At 57.5% G+C, this 23209-nt stretch carries 16 protein-coding genes; 11 read left to right on the top strand and 5 right to left on the bottom strand.

Going from position 1 to position 23209, the window contains the following annotated elements:
- The first annotated feature begins 259 nt into the window (after window positions 1–259).
- The 8 genes from HY011_19870 to HY011_19905 all read left to right on the top strand — a co-directional run bounded on the left by HY011_19870 (window position 260) and on the right by HY011_19905 (window position 9635).
- Window positions 260–844 (top strand): sigma-70 family RNA polymerase sigma factor, encoded by a 585-nt coding sequence (locus HY011_19870; protein MBI3425197.1) that lies wholly within the window; start codon window positions 260–262, stop codon window positions 842–844.
- A 22-nt stretch (window positions 845–866) separates the two neighbouring features.
- On the top strand, window positions 867–3521 hold the full coding sequence (locus tag HY011_19875; GenBank protein ID MBI3425198.1) for a protein kinase: 2655 nt from the start codon (window positions 867–869) through the stop codon (window positions 3519–3521).
- Between the two features lie 349 nt (window positions 3522–3870).
- The gene (locus HY011_19880) at window positions 3871–4599 is read left to right on the top strand and encodes a hypothetical protein (GenBank protein ID MBI3425199.1); all 729 of its coding nucleotides are present in this window, start codon (window positions 3871–3873) and stop codon (window positions 4597–4599) included.
- A complete protein-coding gene (locus HY011_19885; protein ID MBI3425200.1) occupies window positions 4599–5159 on the top strand; it encodes a hypothetical protein in 561 nt (186 codons plus the stop codon). Before HY011_19880 ends, HY011_19885 begins: the two co-directional genes overlap by 1 nt.
- 4 nt (window positions 5160–5163) lie before the next feature.
- Window positions 5164–5988 carry an enoyl-CoA hydratase/isomerase family protein gene (locus HY011_19890; GenBank protein ID MBI3425201.1) on the top strand — a complete coding sequence of 275 codons (825 nt, stop codon included), beginning with the start codon at window positions 5164–5166 and terminating at the stop codon, window positions 5986–5988.
- Between the two features lie 99 nt (window positions 5989–6087).
- On the top strand, window positions 6088–6507 hold the full coding sequence (locus HY011_19895) for a nuclear transport factor 2 family protein (protein MBI3425202.1): 420 nt from the start codon (window positions 6088–6090) through the stop codon (window positions 6505–6507).
- A gap of 7 nt (window positions 6508–6514) precedes the next feature.
- The gene (locus HY011_19900) at window positions 6515–7531 is read left to right on the top strand and encodes an inositol monophosphatase (GenBank protein MBI3425203.1); all 1017 of its coding nucleotides are present in this window, start codon (window positions 6515–6517) and stop codon (window positions 7529–7531) included.
- Between the two features lie 193 nt (window positions 7532–7724).
- Window positions 7725–9635 (top strand): serine hydrolase, encoded by a 1911-nt coding sequence (locus HY011_19905; protein ID MBI3425204.1) that lies wholly within the window; start codon window positions 7725–7727, stop codon window positions 9633–9635.
- Window positions 9636–9999: 364 nt separating this feature from the next.
- Here HY011_19905 and HY011_19910 read toward each other — a convergent pair whose 3' ends face one another.
- The 5 genes from HY011_19910 to HY011_19930 all read right to left on the bottom strand — a co-directional run bounded on the left by HY011_19910 (window position 10000) and on the right by HY011_19930 (window position 15348).
- Complete coding sequence (locus tag HY011_19910; GenBank protein MBI3425205.1) at window positions 10000–11052, bottom strand: WG repeat-containing protein; 1053 nt, start codon at window positions 11050–11052, stop codon at window positions 10000–10002.
- 27 nt (window positions 11053–11079) lie between these two features.
- Window positions 11080–12297 carry a Gfo/Idh/MocA family oxidoreductase gene (locus HY011_19915; protein MBI3425206.1) on the bottom strand — a complete coding sequence of 406 codons (1218 nt, stop codon included), beginning with the start codon at window positions 12295–12297 and terminating at the stop codon, window positions 11080–11082.
- Between the two features lie 149 nt (window positions 12298–12446).
- Window positions 12447–12773, bottom strand: coding sequence for an SdpI family protein (locus HY011_19920; protein ID MBI3425207.1), 327 nt, complete (start codon window positions 12771–12773; stop codon window positions 12447–12449).
- 172 nt (window positions 12774–12945) lie between these two features.
- A complete protein-coding gene (locus HY011_19925) occupies window positions 12946–14298 on the bottom strand; it encodes a DUF58 domain-containing protein (GenBank protein MBI3425208.1) in 1353 nt (450 codons plus the stop codon).
- A gap of 96 nt (window positions 14299–14394) precedes the next feature.
- Entirely contained in the window at window positions 14395–15348 is a 954-nt protein-coding gene (locus HY011_19930; protein ID MBI3425209.1) for a MoxR family ATPase, read from the bottom strand.
- Window positions 15349–15731: 383 nt separating this feature from the next.
- Here HY011_19930 and HY011_19935 point away from each other — a divergent pair, with 383 nt between their 5' ends.
- The 3 genes from HY011_19935 to HY011_19945 all read left to right on the top strand — a co-directional run bounded on the left by HY011_19935 (window position 15732) and on the right by HY011_19945 (window position 23090).
- Window positions 15732–18821, top strand: coding sequence for a protein kinase (locus tag HY011_19935; GenBank protein ID MBI3425210.1), 3090 nt, complete (start codon window positions 15732–15734; stop codon window positions 18819–18821).
- Between the two features lie 227 nt (window positions 18822–19048).
- Window positions 19049–22351 carry a protein kinase gene (locus HY011_19940; protein MBI3425211.1) on the top strand — a complete coding sequence of 1101 codons (3303 nt, stop codon included), beginning with the start codon at window positions 19049–19051 and terminating at the stop codon, window positions 22349–22351.
- 316 nt (window positions 22352–22667) lie between these two features.
- Entirely contained in the window at window positions 22668–23090 is a 423-nt protein-coding gene (locus HY011_19945) for a hypothetical protein (protein MBI3425212.1), read from the top strand.
- Window positions 23091–23209 lie beyond the last annotated feature (119 nt).

The raw sequence follows: 23209 nt of genomic DNA on the forward strand, positions 1-23209 counted from the left end.
GCCCTTCCAGGGCTTGGCGCGCTGCGCTTTGGCCGTCCGGTGGTTGCGCGCCGCGCTCCACCACCGGCTAAGCTCCCTGGCGCCTCCGGCGCACAAGAACTGCCGTCTTTAGCCGTCAAACTACATCGTCAAACTTCCGCTGCATAACATCAGTTACTGAGTATTGCGAGACAAAAATTGACTTGCCTTGAACGCAAGACTTAAGCTGCGCGCCATCCACACTTTATTCTTCTTGCGGATCACTTGCGGCAGATCGTCACTGGCGCATAAAGCCGAAAGGGAGAGGGTTTTGCCGACAGACGTAACCCAATTGTTGTTGGATTGGAACGCGGGCGATCAGGCTGCGCTCGCCGAACTCATGCCGCTCGTCTATGCCGAGTTGCGCCAAATTGCCGCGCGGCAGTTGCGCCGCGAACGCCACGAGCACACTTTGCAACCGACGGCGTTGGTGCACGAAGCCTGGCTGCGGCTCGTCCAGACCAAGCGCCTGACGTGGCAAAACCGGGCGCACTTTTTGGGTGTGGCGGCGGAGCTAATGCGCCGCATCTTGGTGGATCATGCGCGGCGGCGCAGCGCAGGCATACGCGGTGGCGGCGAAACCCGCTTGGCGTTGGATGAAGCCTTGGACGTAGCTCAGCCGCGCGAGGTCGCGCTGTTGGCGCTCGATGATGCGCTGACCAGTCTGGCCGCGCTCGATCCGCGCCAGAGCCGGATTGTTGAATTGAAATACTTCGGCGGTTTGGAAATAGACGAAATCGCTGAAGTCCTCGGGATTTCACCCGCCACAGTCAAACGCGATTGGCAATGGGCGCGCGCCTGGTTGCACCGTGAAATTAGCCGGTAGCGCCAGCAAGCAGAAAGGCTCAATGAAAGAACGTTACCACCAACTCAAAGAGCTATTTCAAGCCGCCCTGGAACGCACGCCAGCGGAACGCACAGCCTTCCTTGTTGCGGCTTGCCAAGCGGATCAGACGTTGCGCGCCGAAGTGAATGAGTTGCTCGCCGCCAACGAACAGACCAGTTACATTGACGCCGCTGCGTTATTGCAAGAGGCGCTCGACGATGCCACGTTGCCGCTCAGTAGCACCGCTGACTCAATGGTCGGTCAACAACTCGGCCCCTATCGCATCTTGCGCGAAATTGGGCACGGCGGCATGGGATCGGTTTACCTGGCGGAGCGCGATGACAAGCAGTTCAAAAAACAGGTGGCGGTCAAACTCTTGCGGGTCGGTTCTTCCATGCAAGCCCAGCACAGCGAATTGATCGTGCGCCGCTTCCGGCAGGAACGGCAGATTCTCGCCTCGCTTGAACATCCGAATATCGCGCGCTTGCTCGATGGCGGTGCGACGCCAGCAGGGCTGCCTTACCTGGTGCTCGAATACGTCGAAGGCCAGCCGCTGGATGAATACTGCGACGGCCAACAGCTATCACTGCGCGAACGGTTGCAACTCTTCCGCACGGTCTGCTCAGCAGTGCATTACGCCCATCAAAACCTGGTCGTGCATCGCGACCTCAAACCCAGCAACATACTCATCACTCAAGCGGGCACGCCAAAGCTGCTCGATTTCGGCATCGCCAAAATCCTCAATCCCGAAAGCTTTGACCAAACGATTGATCAAACGCTGCCCTCGGTGCGTCTGATGACGCCCGCCTATGCCAGCCCCGAACAGGTGCGCGGCGAGGCGATCACGACCGCCAGCGATGTTTATGCCCTCGGCGTCGTGCTTTACGAATTACTGACCGGCCATCGGCCTTATCAGCTTGCGGTACATTCGCTGCACGAGACGGCGCGCGTGATTTGCGAAACGGAACCACCCAAACCCAGCGCCATCGTGACGCGCGCCGAAGTCATCACCGGCAGCGATGGCCGTGAACGGGCCACCATCACGCCTGCCGAAGTCGGTCGCGCGCGTCAGGAAGCGCCGGAGAGATTGTGCCGCCAGTTGGCCGGGGATTTGGACAACATCGTGCTGATGGCGCTGCGCAAAGAACCGCAGCGGCGTTACGCCTCGGTCGAACAATTCAGCGAAGACATCCAACGTCACTTCGACGGTTTGCCGGTGCGCGCCAGCCGCGACACTTTCGCCTATCGCAGCGCCAAATTCATGCGGCGCAACCGGGCGGGCGTAGCGGCGGCGGCGCTGGTGACTCTTTCCTTGATTGCCGGAATCATCACGACCGCCTGGCAAGCGCGTGTGGCCCGCGCCGAACGGGTCAAAGCCGAACAACGCTTCAACGACGTGCGCAAGCTGGCGCACACCGTCGTTTTTGAATTGCACGACGCCATCGAAACTTTGCCCGGCTCAACGCCCGCGCGCGCTTTGCTCGTGCAACGTTCAATTGAATATCTCGACAGCCTCGCCCGCGAAGCCGCGAGCGATGTTGCGCTGCAACGCGAACTCGCCACAGCGTATGAAAGAATCGGCGACCTACAGGGCAATCCCTATCGCGCCAATCTCGGCAACGGCCAGGGCGCGCTGCAAAGTTATCGCCAGGCCTTGGCTTTGCGCGAAGCCGTCCTGCAAAAAAATCCGCGTGACGCGGCGGCGCAACTTGATCTGGCCGATAGCCTGCTCAAACTCTGCGGCGCGGTCGAATATGCCGAAGGCGCGGACGCCGCGTTGAAACTGGGGCAGCGCGCTTTGGGACTTTGCAACGGCGCATTGCAAACGCAACCCGCCAGCGAACGTGGCCGCCAACTGTTGGCGAGCAGTCACGAAACCGTCGGCAATGCCTTGCGCGCGAACAAAAATTTCGACGGCGCGCTGGCCAACTATGGCAAGAGCCTGTCGGGCTTTGAGGCGCTCTTTCAAACGGCGACTGCACCTGCCGACAAAGCCAGATACCAGCGGAACCTGGCGATCAACTTGCGCAAATACGGCGATGTCGAATGGATGCGCGGCCAGCAGCAAGCGGGCCTGGCGCTGGCGTTGCGTGCGTTGGAACAGTTCACCGCCCTCGCGCAAGCCGAACCGAACAACGCGCAGGCGCAATTCGCGCTCTCGGCGCAACATACTTCCCTTGGCAATTATTACTGGGAGGCCAAAGACTTGCCGCAAGCCGAAGCACATTACCGCCAAGGGCTGCAACTGGATGAGCTTTGCGTCAGGAACGATCCCAACAACGTGCAGATGCGGCGCAGCCTGATCGTCAACAGCCAAAATGTCGGCTATACGCTGGCACAACAGGGCCACGTCGCCCAGGCGCAACCTTACTGCGACAAGGCGCTCACCGAATTAGCGGCGTTGCTCAAAACCAACGCGACCGCGCCCGGCTTGCTCAATATGGCGAAGGAGATTTACGGCTACGACGGCGAAGTCAACGTCCTCTGCGCGGAACGGCGCGGCGTGACAAGGGCAGAGAGCCAGCGCTATTGGCAAGCTGCGCTCAAAAGCTATCAACGCAGCCTGGACTTGTTGCAACAACTCAAAGAAAAGGGACTGGTGCGGCAAGTTGACGCGCAACAAGAGGCGTCCTTGCAAAGTGAAATTGCCAAATGCAAAAGCCAACTCGAGCGTTGAGGGCGACGTTGGCGCCGAAGCGGATCAGCGAAATTTTGTCGGCGGATTCGGAGAGGACATAGAGGAGATAGTCTTGCGTGGGCGACTGTTGTGCAAAGCTTGAAGTCGTAAAGGCGAGCAAAGTCCAACCAATGAGAGCAATGGATGAGTAGAACTTCTGCATAACTATTTCCCTCCTGGGGTGATTGCGATAAGGTAGGGCTATGTTGCCAAGCGGACCGCGACTGAGCAAGTATTTATGCTGTAATGCCCTTTGGTAAACGAGAATGGTGCTGGAAGCAATCGGCCTAATGCCCAGTTAAGAGCCGGTCGCTTGGATTCCAAGTTGCCGATGATGGAAGGAAACACAATGAACAAAAAAACTATGACTGCCAAAAAGAGAATACCCGTTGGTCCAAACATCGTTCGCGCTTGGTTCGATACGGTAATCAATCCGCTTTTACAAGCCTTTGAACAGGAGCAGGAATTTCTCACTCGGCAAAATTGGAGTTGGCGTTATCTGCCGCAACAACTGGAATTCTTCCGGCACACGCAGGCATATCTCGACACCTGGATGCGCGGTAATGCGGAGCAGTTTTTTGATTTTCACCAGGAAATCAAATCAGCCGCCGCTGAACACGATGAAGCGGTGGATTGGTTAGCCGATGCCTGCCGACAGTTACATGACACGCTGATCCAGAGTGCTGCCTTACAGACTATTTACCAAAAGACCACGACGCCAGAGTCGCTGGCTGAACTGGGAGTCAAACTGACCGACCTTTTCGGCGGCTACCCGCTGGAAAATCATCTTGCTTCGCTGGCGCAGCATATCGTCAACAATCTTGGTGAACTACAGAGTTACTACACAACCTCCCCGCTTTGGAATCGCCATCGAGATGAGTTCCTAGCAGTGCTCAAAGACGCTTCAATCAAGCCCCATTATGAGGCAACGTGCCAGCGGGGAGCCGCCTTACGCCTAGCAACAAGCAAACTCGTCGAACTACTAAAAAACTGCCGCCTAACTCTTTCGCTGGAATACGATGTTCCGTATTTTGAGGCAAGAGAGTATAACGCCATCCCAGCCCTACAGAGGTTTTGATGAAGCACAACCCTCTCCCTATTCAAAAAGCAGTCATTGATACTGGCCCGCTTTTTACCGTTCTTGTCCTGAACTTTGTCCAACGTACACAGTATCCCGCACAAAAACGCCAAAATTTGCTGAGAGGTGCAGGACTTGATTGGTACCTTCTGGAGAGCCCCACGCGGCAAGAAAATTACTTACGGCTGTTTGCAAGCATTCCGGTGATGCTCACGACTTCACACGTTATCGGTGAATTACAAGGGCAGCAAAAGCGCATCAAGTCTCACGATCAAAGTTTATATGGAGCAGATTTGCGCAATTTCTGGTTATGTTCAATGGAGTTGTTGCAACAGAAAAACCTGAATGAACGCTTGCTCCGGCTGCTGGATTTATATGCCCAGAACAGCTTACAACAAGCAGTCTGCGAAATTGGGCCGACCGACACGGCATTGATTGAGTTGGCGCGGCAGGAAAACTGCGTACTGCTGACAGACGATGATAGAACGCTGGCACCACTGGCGCGGGCTAACAACGTGAAATATCTGTTAGTGAAACCTCTGCTTGACGAAACAATTTGAACCAATGAGGCAAGTCATGAGCACTTCATACGAACACCTGCTAATCGAAACCACGCCCGAAGGCGTCCACACCATCACGCTCAATCGCCCCGACAAACTGAACGCGGTGAACCTGCAACTCGCCGCAGAGTTGCCGCACGCGCTCAACGCCGCCAGCGCGGACGATGCCGTGCGCGTGGTCGTCATCACCGGTGCGGGGCGCGGCTTTTGCGCGGGTTTGGAATTGTCGCCCGCCAACGTCGCCGCGATGCGCGAAGCGGGCAACAAGACGCGCCACGAACGGCTGGACGATTTGCATTGGGTGGGACGCTGGGTGCTGGCCGTGACGGGTTGCGACAAGCCTGTCATCGCCGCGATCAATGGCCCGGTGATCGGGGCAGGTTGCGGGTTGACGCTGGCTTGCGACATTCGGTTGTTGAGCGAGGCGGCAGTAATCAGCACGGGCTACACGCGCATCGCGCTCTGCCCGGATGCGGGCGTGAGTTACTTCCTGCCGCGTCTGGTTGGTTGGTCGCGCGCAGCGGAATTGATTTTGACCGCGCGCGACATCAAACCCGAAGAGGCCGAGCGCATCGGTTTGGTCAGCCGCGTCTTGCCTGCCGAAAACTTTGCGGCGGGCGTGGCCGAATACGCCAAACAATTGGCCGCCGGGCCGCCGCTGGCGCTGACGTTGTCGAAGCGGCTCTTGCTGGCTTCGATGGATTCGGACTTGCGCAATCACTTGCGGCGCGAGATCAACGGCATCATGCAATGCCTGGCGAGCGCAGACACCAAAGAGGCAATGCAGGCGTTTGGCGAAAAGCGGCGGCCTGTGTTTAACGGGCACTGATGTTTTGCCCACGAAGGCACACGAAGAAGACACGAAGTTATTTGCTTGTCTTCGTGTCTTCTTCGTGTGCTTTCGTGGAGGACAGTTTTGGGAGAAAGAATGTCAGCACCGGAAATAGAGACGGGTTTGGCGCGTTGGCACGAGTGCGTGGCGAGCGGCGACATGGCGAAGCTGGACGAATTGACAGCCGACAACGTCATCTTTCGTTCGCCCTTTTTGTGGAAGCCGAAACCGGGCAAAGCGATGCTGAAACTCGTGCTGAACGCAGCCTCACAAATATTCGAGGATTTCGCCTATCACCGCCAGATGACCGATGGCACGTCGTGGACGCTCGAATTCAGCGCGCACATCGGCGCCATCGAGTTGAAGGGTGTGGACATCATTCGCTTCAATGACGCAGGCCAGATCGAAGAATTCGAGGTGCTGATCCGCCCGGCCAAGGGCTTGCAGGCGCTGGGCGAGGCGATGGCACGCAAGCTGGCCGAACAAGGCATGTGGGAGCAATTCGCGCAAGGATAAACAACGAATGCTGAATCAAGCGGAAGAGTTGCGCACGCGGTTGTTGCGCGTAGGCGAAACGGTGCGCGATCACGTGCTGGCCGAATTGCGGCGGCAATCCACCGAGGCGCTGTCGGAAGTCGCGTTTGAAACGGCGGCGGACAAAATCTACGTCATTGACCGCTCGGTCGAAACGATTATGCTGCCCGCGCTGGTCGCCGAGATTCAGCCGCTGACTTCGTTCGCGCTGATTTGCGAAGGCGTAAATGACGAAGAGCCGCTGGCCTTCCCGGCTGGCACGCCGTTGGATGAATGCGCGGCGCGGCTGATCATTGATCCGATAGATGGCACGCGCCCGATTATGTACAACAAGCGCTCAGCCTGGTGGCTGGCCGGCCTCGCGCCGAATAAAGGCGCGGCGACCAGACTCAGCGACATCGAAATCGCCGTGCAGGTCGAAATCCCGACGACACGCGCGGCCTTAACCGATAATCTTTGGGCGTTGCGCGGGCAAGGCGCACACGGCGAGACGCTCAATCTATTCACCAACGAACGCACGTCTTTTACGCCGCAGCCCTCACGCGCGATCACAATCAGCGGCGGCTTTGCGTCCTTCTTTCACCCTTTTCCCGGCGGCAAAGAAGTCTTCGCGGCAATGGAAGAGGCACTGGCGCAACGCCTGATCGGCGGCTTGGAAGTCAGCAAGACGGCGCTGTTTGACGAACAGTACTTGACCACCGGCGGACAGCTTTATGAATTGATGTGCGGGCGTGATCGGCTGTTGGTGGATGTGCGCGGGCTGCTCTATGAAAAGTTCGCGCGCGCGGGCAAGGCCACCGGCCACGCTTGTCATCCTTACGATCTGTGCACCGCCTTGATTGCCGCAGAAGCAGGCGTGTTGCTCACCGATGGGCGCGGCCAGACCTTCGACGCGCCAATGGATACGACCAGCGATGTCTCGTGGATCGGCTTTGCAAATGCGGCGATTCGCGCGGAGGTTGAGCCGGTGTTGCTTTCTTTGTTGGCGCAACACGGCTTATTTTGAAACCGGCGCCTACCCCTGGGCGCGTAGGCATCCTTGCCTGTTATAAAAGAAGGCACGCAAGCTTCCTTTCCTCTGTTTTCGCTTGGTGCGGAAGCAAGGATAAGGAACGCTGCGCGGCATTTATTTTTAGCAGGCAGAGATGCCTGCGCGCCCAGGGGTGTGCGCTCTTTTGCAACTATCCTTAAAAATACCTATGCGACCACTTCGTTTCAGCCTCGCCTTCGTGCTCTTGTTCACGGCGCATTTGCAGGCGCTGGCGCAAGTGCCAGCCACTAGCCCGCTCGACGCGCAAATCCGCGCCGAAATCGCCCAATTCAAAGGCCAAGTCTGGCTGCACGCCAAAAACCTCGACACTGGCGCGACCTATAGCCTCAACGGCGACCAGCGCACGCGCACCGCCAGCACAATCAAGCTGCCGATTATGGTGGCGACCTTCGGCCTTGTCGCCGACGGCAAACTCAAATGGACGGATGAACTCGTGCTGACCGACGCCAAAAAAGTTGCGGGTTCAGGCATCCTGTTCGAGTTTCACGACGGGCTGAAAATCACGCTGCGCGATTCCGTGCATTTGATGATTACGATCAGCGATAACACGGCCACCAATCTGGTGCTTGATGCGGTGACGGCGGACGAAGTCAATGCGCGGATGGACGCGCTCGGCTTCAAAAACCTGCGTTCGTTACGCAAGATCAATGGCGGCGGTGAGAGCCGGGCCTTCAGCGACGCGAGCAACAAACGCGCGGACGGCACGACCTACGGCATCGGCATGAGCACGCCGCAAGAGATGGTCGCGTTGCTCGAACGGCTCGAACGCGGCGAAATCATTTCGCCCGCCGCGTCACAAGAGATGATCGCCATCCTCAAGCGCCAGCAGGTTCACGATGGCGTAGGCCGCCACCTCAAAGGCGTCACCATCGCCAACAAAACCGGTGCGCTCGACGCGTTGCGCGCGGACGTAGGCATTCTCTATGCGCCACGCGGGCGCATCGCTTACGCCATCACGACCGATTACATGCCAGAGGCGGATTGGTCGCCCGACAATCCGGGCCTGTTGCTGCTATCGCGGCTGTCTGAATTACTGCTCGACGGTTTGGGCAAACCGCCCGAAACAAAACCCGCGCCACCCAAACAGGAAGAAGGATCAGCCCAACTCAGCAAGCAAGCCTTCGACAACATCGAAGGCCACTTTCACGACGCGCTCGGCACTTACGCCGAATTGCTGCTGGCGAATCAATTGATCGCGCAAGGCCAGCTCACACAAATGCCTTTTGCCGTCACCAAGACCGAAACCAAGTTGAATGCCGCGCTCGCGCAGTTGCCGGCAACTGATGCGCGCCGCGCCCGCCTGCAACGCGAGGTGGAATACATCCGCAGCGCCGCCCAGCAAGGCGCACGAGCATTACTGACTGACAGTGGCAGAACGCTCGCCACAGTGCGGCATACGGCGCGCGAATTCGCCGATGCTCACGCGGCTGATGTGCGGTTGGAATTCACCGACGGCACGGCGCTGCCCGTCTCGGTCAAGACCGACAAATCGAACAAGGTAGCCGTCGCCGAAGGCCAGACGCCCGACCTGTTCAACAAATGGCTGGCGCGCTATTTCAACGTGTCGCGTGAGGAATATGACGGGCTGATCCGCGAATTGGGCTTCGCGGATGAAGCGGAGTTGAAAGCCAATTACCGCCACGTCGCGCGCCTGGTCGCCGAAGTCCTCATCCGCAAACTCGCGCTCAGCGATTGCGCCGCTAGTGATTTCAGCCGCGCCCGCGCGACCAACCTTGCCGCCGCGCAACACCTGTTCAAGCAACTGCGCCATTACAAACACGGCAACGACGCCAGCCGCGTCATCATCTTCGACCGCGTAGATGGCGAAGTGAAATGGGATTCGCGGCTGGATGCGTTGGATGTGAATGCGCTGACCGCCGAACGCATCTCGTTTCTGCCCGCACGTCCGCGCAACGGTGCGGCGACGGCGACAGAGTTTGGATTGAAGATTGATCGCCAAACCGTCGTGACCTTTCAGATCAAGCATCGGCGGGGGAAGGCGAAAGGGACGGCGCGGCAGTATGAGTTTTCGGATCTTACGACGCGGCTGAGTTTGTGAAGTTGTTTATGTCTGAACTAGGCGATTACCTGAAACTTTAAGCACGATTCGCTTCTGCTCGAATGCGCCGCAACTCTTCTTGATACTCGTCCCAAGTTGGGTCATCAGCAAACCTGCCGATCATAGTTTCCCACGGATCAAGTTCTTGGCTAGATTGTGAGCCCCCGATTTGCACGTGCAAAACCTCGCCGCGTGCCAGTCGTTCTTCCAAAGCAGCACGAACGTTTTCGATAGCTTCATGTTTGGTGTGACCCGTGGCAACACAATCCGACCAACCAAGCGGGTAGCAACGAAGCCAATCTGTGGCTCGTATTCAACAAAAATTTGATATTCCATAACGGTTATCCTTTCCTATTGGCTTAGGTCATTTGGCTGGCCCCCAAACATATTTCCCCGCTCTATCAATGTAGCCGATGTTTCCGTCTCGAAATTCAACTTTGGCGATCCCTTCAACAAAATCGCCCAAGCTATTCGCATACCCGTCTATCTTTAAGACTACATTGCCAGTCACATCAATCAGTCCCCATTTGTAACCTATATCTTCAATAAATGTCCCTGCTGGCGTTGTATATTGGCGATTAGGCTCCAAAACGACTTGAGCCAGGCCATTAACAAAAGGCCACGCATTATAGTAATTCATTGCAAGCACTAGCTTGCCCTGCTTATTTATGTAGCCCCATTTCCCATTGAATTCGACGGCGGCCATGTCTTGCGAAAATTCTCTGGCCCTATCAAATTGAGGATTGATTACGATTTTCCCTGTTTTATCAATGTACCCCCACTTACTACCGATCTGTACAGCGGCCAATCCTTCAGAAAATGAATCGGTGTCGTCAAAAGCCGGTTGGATTACTACTGCCCCTTTTCTGTTAATGAACAACCATTTCTCGTCAATAACGACAGGATTCAATCCTTCTGACCAGCCTCTGTCCAACGTATACAAAGGCTGAATAACAAATTTGCCCGCGCGATTAATGAAGCCGAATTTCCTCCTTCGAGACACCATAGCCATACCTTCTTCATCGAACTGGCCGAATCCAATCCAGTCGAATTGAGGTTGAATAACAAACTTCCCCGCTTTGTTAATAAAACCCACCTTTTTGTTAATCACCACGCCTGCCAAGCCTTGGGAAAATCCGACTGCAACATCAAATGCCGGGCTAATTACGATTTTTCCGGATTCGTTTATATAGCCATTTTTCTTGCCGACCCTGACAACGGCTAGCTCTTCGCTAAACTCATCCGCTCTATCAAACTGCAATTTGATAATGACTTTACCTTCGTTGTTGATGTAACCCCATTTGCCGCGTTGAACGACTGGGAACAATTTGCTCGTCTTACCTTGTCCGTATGCAGTTAGCGGCATAGCTACAAAGAACAAGTACACCCAAATTACGACTGCTCTTTCAATTTGCATGGCTCGCTACCTCAAAGTGAATCTGGCTTACCCTTCCACCCGCTCTGTCTGCGCATTCCACTTCACTTTCCGTTCCTGCCGCAATGCCAAATTGCCAATGTGGCAAGCGCGCGCGCATTCGACCGCCACGCGGATGTTCGCATTGGGCGTTTGGCGGCTCTTGATGCAATCGAGCCAGTTGCGGATGTGCGCGATGGTGCCGTCGGCGCGCGAACGAATCGTGATCGTAGGTTTGATTTCGCCCGCGTTGATGCCGGGTTCGCCGCCTTCAGGGTGAATCGTCATAACGTTGCGGTCGAGTTTCATGGTCGCTTTGGTGCCGCGCAGTTCGAGGCCGCCGTCGTCTACGGCGGAATGCATTTGGCCGAGATAGGTGGCGCTGAAATCTTTGGGATAGTCGAGCACGCAGGTCAGCGTGTCGGGGCATTCGAGGTCTTTGAGCAGGTAGCGTTGGCCCGTCGTCAGCGCGCTCGCGGGCGTGGGCGAGCCGGTGTACCAGTGCACGACGTCAATCCAGTGCGACATCAGGTCGGTCAGCGCACCGCCGCCGAAATCCCAAAACCAGCGCCAGGTGCGGTATTTGAGCGGCGTGACCTCCTGCGCAGGCGCGTTGCCGAGCCAGGCTTTTTGATCGAACTTGGCGTAGTTGAGTTCTTTGGGCACAACGCGCGAATAATAGTTCTGATACCACCACATGCGCACGGCGGTGATTTGGCCGAGCGCGCCGCCGTCCACCAATTGTTTGCCGAGGATGAAGTGCTCCCAACTGCGCTGTTGCGTGCCGGTTTGCACGACGCGGCGGCTGGCTTCGACGACTTTGACAAGCGCCGCGCCTTCTTCAATTGAGTGCGTGACGGGCTTTTCACAGTAAACATCCTTGCCCGCGTTGACGGCGTCAGTCGTCATCTTGGCGTGCCAGTGGTCGGGGCTGCCGATGATGACGGCGTCTACGGTTTTGTCATCGAGCAGCGCGCGATAATCACCGTATTGTTTGGCGTCGGGCGCGTGTTCGATGGTATCGCCCATACGCGGCGAATAGACATCGCAGATGGCGGTGAAGGTTACGTCAGGATTTTTCTTGGCGTTTCCCATCAGCGAACGGCAACGTCCGCCGGTGCCGATGGCGCCGAGGCGAATGCGGTCATTCGCGCCGAGGACGTTTGAATAGGAAAGCGCGGTCGTGACGGTGACGCCCGTCGCAGATGTTTTGAGAAAGTTGCGGCGCGAAAGCGTTGTGTTTTTCATGTCAGCCTCGATTGAAAAGCAGTACCGCGCGTCAGCCAGCGCGACTGTTGAAAAGCGGTACCGCGCGCGTTAGCCAGCGGCATTGTTTGATTGTGTGGGTCAAGACCGCACGACCGCTTGCTGACGCGCGCGGTACTGTCCCTACGGCTTCAGAGCTTGCGCAAGGCGCGGAAGCTGTCCACGACGACCAGCAGCAGCATCACAAGGAAGACGCCATACACAAGCGAATTTGTGAGCCACAGCGGCAACAGCCACGCCGTCAACAAGGCAAACAGCGCGGCGAGCAACACGGCTACGCCAGCAAGAATCAGGTCGCGGCCCGCGACTTGATTCGCTTCGTACCAGACATACGGATCGCGCAGCGTTTTGGGCACGCGGAAGCCGTACCAGTGATTCGGCGGCACGCGGCGCGTCATCAGCGGATAGCCGGCGACAATAAGCGCGATGCCCGCGAACATCCATAACAGATTGACCATTGCGAGACTCCTGGCTTGGTGTAGTTTGAAAACAATGAAGAGTGTTTACCACGAAGAAACGAAGAACACGAAGAGGAAGAAAGACTCGCAAGTTTGCCTGCTCACTTCGTGCTCTTCGTTGCTTCGTGGTTTCATTTTCTTGAAGACTTTGGCTTGCAGCCAGCAACTGTATTCAAAGCAAGCCGCGCTCTTTCACTTCCAAATACTTGTTCACCAATTGCAACGACAAATTCCCGGCGGGCACATCCAGCGCCAAACCGCCCAACTCCGTAATCCGCGCCAGCGCCTCTTCGCGTTGTTGCAACAACTCTTCGGCGACGCTTTGCTGATAGACGTCTTTGACCGTGTGCGGCGTTTTGGCGACGAGCGCGCGCAAATCATTATCGCCGATGGTCACGATCAGCGGCAGATGGCGTGGCAGCAACGTTTCGGTGTAGGTCAGCAATTCCGCCGAAGCTTCCCTGTCCACCAGATCGGTGAGGATAATGACCAGCGAGCGGCGCTTGCAGTGTTTGGCCAGGTATTGAAAGGCGCGTGCGTATGACGGCTCGATCATTTGGGCTTTGACGTTGTAAAGCGCTTCGAGCAAGGCGCCCATTTGGGCGTGCCCGCGTTGAGGCGGCAGATAGGTCGTGACCTGGCGATTGAAGACCAGCAGGCCCAGGTTGTCGCCGCCACTGGTCGCTACATAACCAATCGCCAGCGCGGCGTTGATGGCGTGATCGAGTTTCGCCAGCTTGTCTATGCGTGAAGTCATCAGGCGTCCGGCATCCAGCATCACGACGATGCTTTGATTGCGTTCGACCTGATATTGCTTGGTCGTCAGGCGGCCCCGGCGGGCGGTGGTGGCCCAGGCGACGTGACGCAATTCATCGCCTGGGACGTAATCGCGCAGGCTCTCGAATTCGCGGCCCTGCCCGCGCATGCGCACGCGGCGCAGCCCGGCTTGCAACAGGCGATTGCGCTGCGCCTGTAATTCGTATTTGCGCGCTTCGTGCAGGTTGGGATAGACCTTGACGTGTTGGGCTGCCGGAACCGAAGCCTGTTTGATCACCAAGCCCCACGGCGCGGGCCAGCGCAAGACGACATCGCCAAAGTGATAATCGCCGCGCGCCGCTGCATACAGTTTGTAATTGACGCTTGCTGCCAATGGCTGTCTGGCGGACAAGCCAAAGGTATTTGCCGCCGGTTGCCGCACGGGCGTGACTGTCATGATGCGTTCGCCACGCAATTCCAGCTCGGGCGGATATTCGTCTTTGAGGATGAAGGTGATTTGACGCGGCAGTTGATGGCTAATCGTAATCTCGACCTCATTTTCGGCCCCGATCATAAAGCGGCTAGGTAGGTCGCGTTTGACTTCCAGGGCCGCTGCGTCTTCAGTTTGCCCATAATCCCATCTAGCCATGACCAGCAAGAACAGATCGTATGCGAGCAAGCCCCATCGCAGCGCCGGTTGATCCCAGACAAAGGCCAACGGCAACGCGCCCAACACAATCAGGATGAAGAAACGCCAGGTGAAAATCATAAAGCAGTAGACAGTAGTCGGTAGACAGTAGTCAGTAGTTGGTTGCTGGTGGTCGGTGGCCGCTGATGCTGACTACTGACTACCGACTACTGACTACTATCTCGGAACTTCAACCGCCGTCAGGATTTCGTCGAGTACGGCATCGGCGGTCAACCCATCAATTTCCGCTTCAGAGCGCAGCAAAAGGCGGTGCCGCAAGGCCGGACGGGCGACATCGCGCACATCGTCCGGCGTGACGTAATCGCGGCCGCGCATGGCAGCCAGGGCTTTGCTTGACAAGAGCATCGCCACCGATGCGCGCGGGCTAGCCCCCCAGAGCAGGTTGGGATTTTCGCGCGTGCGGCGCACCAGCGTGACCAGATAATTTTGAATGCCCGGCTCGACGCGCACTTGCCGGACATAAGCACGGCACTGCGGGATGGCGGCGGGGTCTTCGAGCGGCTCCAGGTTGACGGCTTCGAGTTTGCGGGCGTTGAACCCGGCCTGCCAGTTGGCGACGACCTGCAACTCTTGTTCATGCGTGGGGTACTGAATCAGGATTTTTAGCAGGAAGCGGTCGAGTTGCGCCTCGGGCAAGGGATAGGTGCCTTCATATTCAATCGGATTTTCCGTCGCCAACACTAAAAAGAGTGGTGAAAGATGATGGCTTTCGCCGTCAATCGTCACCTGGCGCTCTTCCATTGCCTCCAACAACGCGGCCTGCGTTTTGGGCGGCGTGCGATTGATTTCGTCAGCCAACAAGATATCGGTAAAAAGCGGGCCGTGGCGCAAGGTGAATTGCGAAGTGCTTAAGTTGAAGACATTGGTGCCGGTGATGTCCGAAGGCATCAGGTCGGGCGTGAACTGGATGCGATTGAACCCGGCGTTAATCAGTCGTGCCAGGGTTTTGACCAACAGCGTCTTGGCCGTGCCTGGTACGCCTTCGAGCAGGGCGTGCCCTTCGGCAAAGAGGCAGACCATAATCTGGTCAATAATTTCATCCTGGCCCACGATGACCTTGTGGACTTCGTGGCGGATGTGGGCGGCAATCTGGCTTACATATTCACTCATGCGATCTCACGGGTGCGGCGTTTTGGTCTGGGAAATACTTGCGATAGGCTGCCACTATAGCCAAAGTATGCGCTGGCGACAAATTTTGACGTTCATACTTCCGCTATTCCTACAAAGGCATGTCAGCATCACTCCTACAACGTGCCGCAATTTGTAAAATCCCCTGCTGTCAGTAATTAGCCTAGTCACTTTTGCATATAAAGTGTAAAAATTAGCTCGCTTTATCATATTGAATATAGTATTTATATGGCCTCTCACGGTAGGAGCACGAGCATTTTGCGACGGTAAAGGTGTTGGAGGTGGTGATGAAGTACTGCTCGAACTGCCAAAGTTCATATCCTAATTCCCAAAGTTTCTGTCCCAAGGACGGAACTGTCCTCGCCATGAAAGACCGCTACGGTTTGGCCGGGCGGATCATCGCGGACAAATATCAAATTGAAGCCCTCGTCGGCGTCGGTGGCATGAGCGCGGTTTATACGGCGCAACAGATTGGTGTGGGCCGCCGCGTCGCCTTCAAAATTCTGCTGCCGCATCTCGCCAACAATGCCCAACACGTCGCCAACCTGTTTGAACGCGAAGCCAAAACGGCCGGTCAACTCTCCCACGAAAACATCGCCACCATCTTCGACGCCGGCCACACGACTGATGAAATCGCCTACATCGCCATGGAATGGGTGGATGGGCAGACGCTGGAAGACGAAATTGCCCAAAATGGCCCGTTAAGTTTGGAACGCAGCGCCGTCTTGTTGCGCCAGATTTGCGCGGCGCTCGATGTAGCACATTCCAAAATGATCATTCACCGCGATCTCAAGCCCAGCAACATTATGCTGGCGCGCCGTAGCGACGGGCAGGAACAGGTCAAAGTGCTTGACTTCGGTCTCGCCAAACTCGCCAATGAAGCGAAAGACGTGTTGGTTTCGACCGCCGTCGGCACGCCGCATTATGCCAGCCCGGAGCAGTTTCAGACCGGCGCCGAGATTGATGCGCGCACCGATATTTACGCACTGGGCGTGACGGTCTATCAAATGCTGACGGGGCGCTTGCCGTTCAATTCCGGCTCGGTGCACGAAGTCATCCGCCAACACATGCTCGAAGTGCCGCCGCCAGTCCGTGAGGTACGCCCGGAAATTCCGCAATCCATTGACGACCTGGTGCAGCGGATGCTCGCCAAAAATCCGCACTATCGTCCGCAAAAAGCCAGTGAAGTGGTATTTATGTTTGAGCGGGCTTTGGCCTTAATGCTGGATGATGACCCTTCCATGCATTTGCCACCCGAATTAACCCTGGCCGACCTGCCTTACGGCTCCCACGTGCACGCCAATGCCCAGCATCACGGACAAACCCGCGGTCTGACCGAAGAGGATGCCCACACGACGAGCAATCCGTTTCAAGTCCGTTCGCACCGCAGCGGCGGAGCCAATAACTTCCAAACGCGTTCACAACGCTCATCGGGGCTTGGTTCGCGCGTCAACCTGCTCGACGATAATTTGGACTATCCGAGCCTGGCGGAGCTGGCCACTTCGGCACTCGCCCCGCCCCCCAACCGTTTCTTGCGCTGGTTCAAACAGCACAAAGTAGCGGCTGCCTGGGCCGTGGCGACTTTCCTCTTGCTGTCCTCGTTGGGCGTTTTCTTCGCCGCCAAACCGCTCCTGACAGAAAAAGACACCGTGCTCGTCGCCGATTTCATCAATAAAACGCAGGATGATGTTTTTGATGTCGCGCTGAAACACGCGCTGACAGTGCAATTGGCGCAATCGCCCTTTCTGAATCTTTTCCCCGAAGATAAGGTGCGCGAAACCCTGAAATTTATGGGCCGCAAGCCAGACGAGCAGCTTAGCCGCGACATCGCGCGTGAAATTGGGCAGCGGCAAGGCTTGAAGGCGATTATCGTGGGGCGCATTGATAAAATCGCCAATCACTACGCCATCTCGTTACAGGCGATCAACAGCCAAACGGGCGAGGCGTTCGGCGACACGCTGGTCGAGGCGCAAAGCAAAGACCAGGTGCTGCAAGCGCTCGGCCAGGCGGCCACCGAGTTTCGGCAGAAGCTGGGCGAATCGCTGAGTTCCCTCGAAAAGTTCAACAAACCGATCCAGGACGCCACCACCTCTTCGCTCGACGCGCTCAAGGCCTATTCGCTCGGACGCGAACAGAACAGCCTGCGCGGCAATCCCAATGAAGCCTTGGCGCTTTACCAACGCGCCATTCAACTCGATCCCAATTTCGCCCTGGCCTATATCGGCCTGGCTACCATTTATGCCAACAAGGGCGAAACGGAGTTGAGCGCCGCCAATGCCGAGCGCGCCTTCCAATTGATTGACCGTGTGAGCGAATCTGAGAAACTCACCGCCGCCTTCTTTTACCACTACCTGGTGATGGGCGATTTGGAAAAAGCCATCGAGACCTTGCGGTTGGCCCATCAAACCTATCCGCGCTCGGCTTCGCCGCTGATCAATCTATCGGTCAGCCTGGGGCAGATGGGCTTGTTTGAAGCCGCGCTGAATCAGGCGCAGGAAGCCATCAAGATTGACCCGCGCAACCTGCGCGCCTTGCATAACCGGGTCGAGTTGCTGATTCGTCTCAATCGTTTCGCTGAGGCCAATGCGGCCCTCAGTGAAATGACGGCGCAGAAATTCGACACGGCCGCGATGCACGGATTGCTTTTCCAATTGGGCATGGCGCAAGACGATCCGGCCTTGGTGCAGCAGCAGATCAATTGGGCCTTGAGTAAGCAGGATGACAACCGCGCGCTCACCTGGCAGGCCCAGACAGCCGCCTTTCACGGGAAATTACGCGAAGCCGCGCGGCATTATCAAAATCTTGGGGAATTAAACAAACAGCCCGCGCAACAAGCCTCCATTCAGACTTCGCTGGCCTTGCGCCAGGCTCTCTTTGGGCTGGAAGCCGAAGCGCGCACCACGCTCACCAGCGCGCTGGCTCTCTCGCGCAATGCGTTTGTCAAATATGCCGTCAGCAACCAGACACCTTACGGAGCGTTCGCGTTGGCGCTGGCGGGCGATAGCCAGCAGGCCCAGGCTTTGATCGCCGAAACCGCGCAACAAGCCCCGAAAAATACGCTAGCCAACAATCTTTGGTTGCCCGTGACCAGTGCCGCCATTGCGCTCAAACAGGTGCAACCGGAAAAAGCCATTGAAGCGCTGCGTCCGGTCAGTACTTACGATCCGGCGGCCATTTATACCTCCGTCTGGCTGCGCGGGCAGGCTTATTTGCGCTTGAACAAGGGGCGCGAAGCCGCCGGTGAATTCCAGAAGTTACTGACACAGCGCGGCTGGGAACCGGCTTCGGTCTTTTATCCGCTTTCGGAACTCGGTTTGGCGCGGGCCTATGCCCAACTGGGCGATGCCGCCGAAGCGCGTAAACATTACCAAGCACTCTTCAAATTCTGGCGCGAAGCAGACGCCGATTTGCCCGTCCTCACCGCCGCCAAACGAGAGTTCGCGGCCCTGCGCTGAACACCGTGACGGCTGCCTGCGGACAGGTAAGCCGGAACGCGGGCCAAGCTTCGGCAGATCGCCGGGCCGTTTTGGACTTGCCGCTTTTCCCAAGTCAAAGCAGCAGGTTTTCCACCTTTGGGCGGGAACCTTGAGCGTCGCTCAATGGCCCGCCGAATATTTTCAACCGGTTATTCGCTTAGCAGTATTCGGTGATTTGGTTTTGTTTAGGTGTCTGGAGGTTTTGAATGAAATACTGCCCGCAATGCCAACGTCATTACGCGATTTCGCACAGCGTTTGTCAGAATGATGGCGCAGCGTTGCTCATCAAAGACCTCTATGGTCTGACGGGCCGCATCATCAATGACAAGTATCGGATCGAATCAATGCTCACCATTGGCGGGATGAGCGCCGTTTACCGTGCCCGCCAGATCGGCGTCGAGCGGCAGGTAGCCTTCAAAATCCTGCTGCCTAACCTGGCCGTCAATGATCAAAACATGTTGGTGCTGTTCGAACGCGAAGCCCGCACTGCCGGGCGCTTGACGCACGAAAACATCGCGACCGTTCACGATGCGGGCCGGACGCCGGACGAATTGGCCTACATCGTGATGGAATGGCTGGAAGGCAAAACACTCGAAGAGGAATTCAATAACGGGGGGCAGATGAGCTATCGGCGCATGCTGCACCTCTTGCGCCAGATCGCCGCCGCCCTGGACACCGCGCACGCCCAGGGCGTGATTCACCGCGATTTGAAACCCGCCAACATTATGATTTTGCCGCGCGGCGCGCGCGGCGATGAAGATCGCGATCTGGTCAAAGTACTCGATTTCGGCCTCGCCAAAGTCACCAGTGAAAGCACCGACCTGCAAGTCTCTTCGGCCCTGGGCACGCCGCATTACGCCAGCCCCGAACAATTCCGCATCGGTGAGGAGATTGATGGGCGCTCAGACATTTACTCGCTCGGCGTCATCCTTTACCGCATGCTGACGGGCTTTCTGCCGTTCGAGGCAACCAGCGTACACGCCCTCATTCGCCTGCATTTGCTCGAAACGCCGCCGCCTTTGCGCAACCGTCGGGCCGACGTGCCCAGCGAAGTCGAGTATCTGGTCAATCGCATGCTCGCCAAGACGCCGCATTACCGGCCCGGCACCGCCGGTGAAGCCATCGAAGCGTTGGAACAGTCCTTGCGCGAGCATTTCTCCAGCGGGGAGTTGTTTGCCAATGGCAGTTCCGGCAATCACAAAAACAGCTTTGCCACGAGCACTCTTTCAGGCAATTACACGACGCGCTCACTGACGGCCTTTAGCAATTTCAGCGAACCCCAGAGCGGTAAATATGGCACCCCCTCCGGCCCGCAGACCGCGCCACTTGGCGTCCTCAATTCCGGTAATCATACGGTTGAAACGAATGGCGCAACAGCCAATCTAGCTAGCGGCAACCAAGCCTCCTCTGGCCAGGTCAAATCCACCGGAACATTACCCGCGACGTTGGCAGGCGCAACGTTTGTCTCGGTCAACGCCGCCAACGGCTCGAACGCCAGCAGCGTGACCTCGAACACCACGACCAATCTAGCCGTGCCGGCCGGATTCCTGTCCAGCCGCTTCGCCGCCCAGGCCGTCAAAGCCGCCAAAGACCCGAAGAAAGTCGCCCTGGTGCTGGTTTGCGCGGTGGCCATTGGGCTGGCGCTGTTCTCGTTGATTCGCCGAGGCCGCGCGCCGTTGACCGGAAAAGACACGATCCTGCTGGGCGACATCAACAACACGACGGGCGAAGAGGTCTTCGATAAAACGCTCAAACCCGCCCTAACCGTGCAATTGGCGCAATCGCCGTTTCTGAACTTGCTGGGCGAAGACAAAGTGCGCGAGACGCTCGGTTTCATGAGCCGTCCGCCCGACACGCGACTGACGCGCGACATCGCCCGCGAAATCGCGTTGCGGCGCGGATTGAAGGCCACCCTGATCGGTCAACTCGACAAGCTCGATCAAAGCTACAGCCTGCGGCTCGAACTGGTGAACAGCCAAACCGGCGAAACGCTCACGCGCGCGTTGGCCGAAGCTCCCGGCAAAGACAACGTGTTGAAAGCCTTGGGTCAGGCCGCCCTCAAATTGCGCGAAGAGTTGGGCGAATCGCTCAACACCGTCAAGAAATTCAATGCGCCCATCGAGCAGGCCACGACCGCTTCGCTCGATGCCTTGAAAGCCTACACGCTCGGCGGCGAACAGCTTTATCAGAATGCCAATCCCTTCGAGGCCATTCCGTTTTATCAACGCGCCATCGAACTCGATCCGAACTTCGCCATGCCCTATCACGCGTTGGGCGCGCTTTACGGCGAGACCGGGCAGGCGCGCTTGAGCGCCGAAAACGCCACCAAGGCCTACAACCTGCGCGAGCGCGTCAGCGAACGCGAACGCCTGACCATTACCGCGCTGTACCATTCAGTCGTTACCGGTGACGCCAACAAGGCGCTCGAAACCTATCGCCTGATGGCCCAGACCTATCCCAACGATGCGCAAGCGCATATCGGCCAAGCCAAACTCCTGTTGCTACTAGGCCAGCCGCAACAGGCGCTGGACGAAGCCGAGACGGCGTTGCGCCTCGCTCCCGCTGAAGTCAATGCGCACAATCTGCAAGCCAGCGCGCTGCTCCGGCTCAACCGCTTCGACGAAGCCAAACAGAAAATCGAACAGGCCCGCGCGCAAAAGCTCGACGGTGTGGGTCTGCGCACGGCCCTCTTCCAACTCGCCTTTTTGCAAGGCAACGGCGATTTGTTGAAACAGCAGATTGATTGGGCGCGCGAACATCAACTCGAAGACAAAGCCCTGGATTGGCAGGCGCAGGTCGCCGCCGCCAATGGCGGCATCAAGCAAGCCGCCGCCGAGTGGCGCAAGGCGATTGATCTGAACCAGCAACGCGGTCGCGAAGAGTTGAGCGCCGGTTATGCGCTGGCCGCCGGGATTCGCCTGGCCTTGAGCGATCAGCCAACCGCAGCGCTGAAATTATTGGATGAAGCCGAGACGCTGGCGCCGGATGGTTTCTTGAGCCACGCGCTCAACACCAATTTACCGTTCGGCCCGTTCACTTACGCGCTCGCCGCCAAGCCGGAGAAAGCGCAAGCGCTGGCCGACGAACTCAGTCACAAGCGTCCGCAAAATCTGTTGTTCAACAACGCCTGGCTGCCGCTCACGCGCGCCTTGCGAGCCGTGCAAGCCAACCAGGCCGAGCAAGCGCTGGAAATGCTCCGGCCCGCAGCAGCCTATGAGAACGGCACCCAGCATTATTTCAATTGGGTACGCGGTCTGGCGCTGCTGAATCTCAAGCGCGGCCCGGAAGCCGCTGCCGAATTTCAAAAGATTCTCTCGCAGCGCGGCGCTGATCCGGTTTCGCTGCTTTATCCGCTGGCCCATCTGGCGATGGCGCGCGCCCAGGCAGTGGCCAATGATCGCGCACGCGCGCGCATTTACTACAAGGATTTCTTCACGCTCTGGAAAGGGGCCGACGCCGATTTGCCGGTGCTGGCCGAAGCTAAAAAGGAGTTTGCTGCTTTGAAATAATCGGGGCTTATGCAAATCGCGAAGGTGTTTGCCACAGCGGTCTGCGGCCACGGCAAGCGGACATTTTGCCCCGCTTACCGTCACCGCAACATCACGGTGGCCACCTTTGCATAAGCCTTGAGACCGACTTTGTCTGGCGGTGTGGTGCCATTTTCCATCGTCAGTATTCAAAGGTCATTTGCCCTGAAAACGCCCCACCCGGCCTTTCAGGACAAGGTGCTTTTGAACTGCCCTTCATGGGAAGGCACTTGCTGCCTCTCCGCAACCACGACCACACACCCGCGCCAGACACGCGGGTTCCCCTAGTGGAGGAGACATGAACCATCGTTTGAAGCACACAGGTGCTGATTCACTTACCCCAAACTACCGCCCAACGGCTGGCGCGCCGCCTACACACCACGGCCAGCCCGGCTTCCGTAACCGCAACGCGCATGAGCTTGACCCCGTCGCGGCACCGCTTGCCGGAGCCAGCAACGCCGTCTTTGCTCCACCGCCGACATTCAATCAACCGCCCCGGGTGAGTTTTGTTGCGCTCAGCGACAGAATTGCCAGCCAGACGCCAGACCAAGCTTCCCCCTCGAAGCAGGTCAGGCGCGCTGAACGGTCCGGGCTTCGGTTGAATTTTAACGCCCTCACCACAGCCGTTCGCACGCTGCGTCGAGACCCGCAAAATCTGACGCTGGCGCTTTTGCTTACGCTGCTGGCGGGCGCCTCCGTTCTTTATCTTTATGCTGGTTGAACAGCGTGTGCCTGGTCAACCCGAGGCGGTGACGCGCTGCATCAGGTTGACCAGGCAAAGCCGCTGTTCAGTATCGTCAGCGGTTGGCGCGCACGGCTTTAGACCGGACGCGCTGGCCG

It is taken from the genome of Acidobacteriota bacterium (assembly GCA_016196035.1).
In the GTDB taxonomy this organism is placed as follows: domain Bacteria; phylum Acidobacteriota; class Blastocatellia; order RBC074; family RBC074; genus JACPYM01.

What these genes read in the sequence shown, in the direction of transcription:
- HY011_19875 (MBI3425198.1), top strand. Translation starts at nt 867, where the DNA reads ATGAAAGAACGTTACCACCAACTCAAAGAGCTATTTCAAGCCGCCCTG.
- HY011_19880 (MBI3425199.1), top strand. Translation starts at nt 3,871, where the DNA reads ATGAACAAAAAAACTATGACTGCCAAAAAGAGAATACCCGTTGGTCCA.
- HY011_19885 (MBI3425200.1), top strand. Translation starts at nt 4,599, where the DNA reads ATGAAGCACAACCCTCTCCCTATTCAAAAAGCAGTCATTGATACTGGC.
- HY011_19890 (MBI3425201.1), top strand. Translation starts at nt 5,164, where the DNA reads ATGAGGCAAGTCATGAGCACTTCATACGAACACCTGCTAATCGAAACC.
- HY011_19895 (MBI3425202.1), top strand. Translation starts at nt 6,088, where the DNA reads ATGTCAGCACCGGAAATAGAGACGGGTTTGGCGCGTTGGCACGAGTGC.
- HY011_19900 (MBI3425203.1), top strand. Translation starts at nt 6,515, where the DNA reads ATGCTGAATCAAGCGGAAGAGTTGCGCACGCGGTTGTTGCGCGTAGGC.
- HY011_19905 (MBI3425204.1), top strand. Translation starts at nt 7,725, where the DNA reads ATGCGACCACTTCGTTTCAGCCTCGCCTTCGTGCTCTTGTTCACGGCG.
- HY011_19910 (MBI3425205.1), bottom strand. Translation starts at nt 11,052, where the DNA reads ATGCAAATTGAAAGAGCAGTCGTAATTTGGGTGTACTTGTTCTTTGTA.
- HY011_19915 (MBI3425206.1), bottom strand. Translation starts at nt 12,297, where the DNA reads ATGAAAAACACAACGCTTTCGCGCCGCAACTTTCTCAAAACATCTGCG.
- HY011_19920 (MBI3425207.1), bottom strand. Translation starts at nt 12,773, where the DNA reads ATGGTCAATCTGTTATGGATGTTCGCGGGCATCGCGCTTATTGTCGCC.
- HY011_19925 (MBI3425208.1), bottom strand. Translation starts at nt 14,298, where the DNA reads ATGATTTTCACCTGGCGTTTCTTCATCCTGATTGTGTTGGGCGCGTTG.
- HY011_19930 (MBI3425209.1), bottom strand. Translation starts at nt 15,348, where the DNA reads ATGAGTGAATATGTAAGCCAGATTGCCGCCCACATCCGCCACGAAGTC.
- HY011_19935 (MBI3425210.1), top strand. Translation starts at nt 15,732, where the DNA reads ATGAAAGACCGCTACGGTTTGGCCGGGCGGATCATCGCGGACAAATAT.
- HY011_19940 (MBI3425211.1), top strand. Translation starts at nt 19,049, where the DNA reads ATGAAATACTGCCCGCAATGCCAACGTCATTACGCGATTTCGCACAGC.
- HY011_19945 (MBI3425212.1), top strand. Translation starts at nt 22,668, where the DNA reads ATGAACCATCGTTTGAAGCACACAGGTGCTGATTCACTTACCCCAAAC.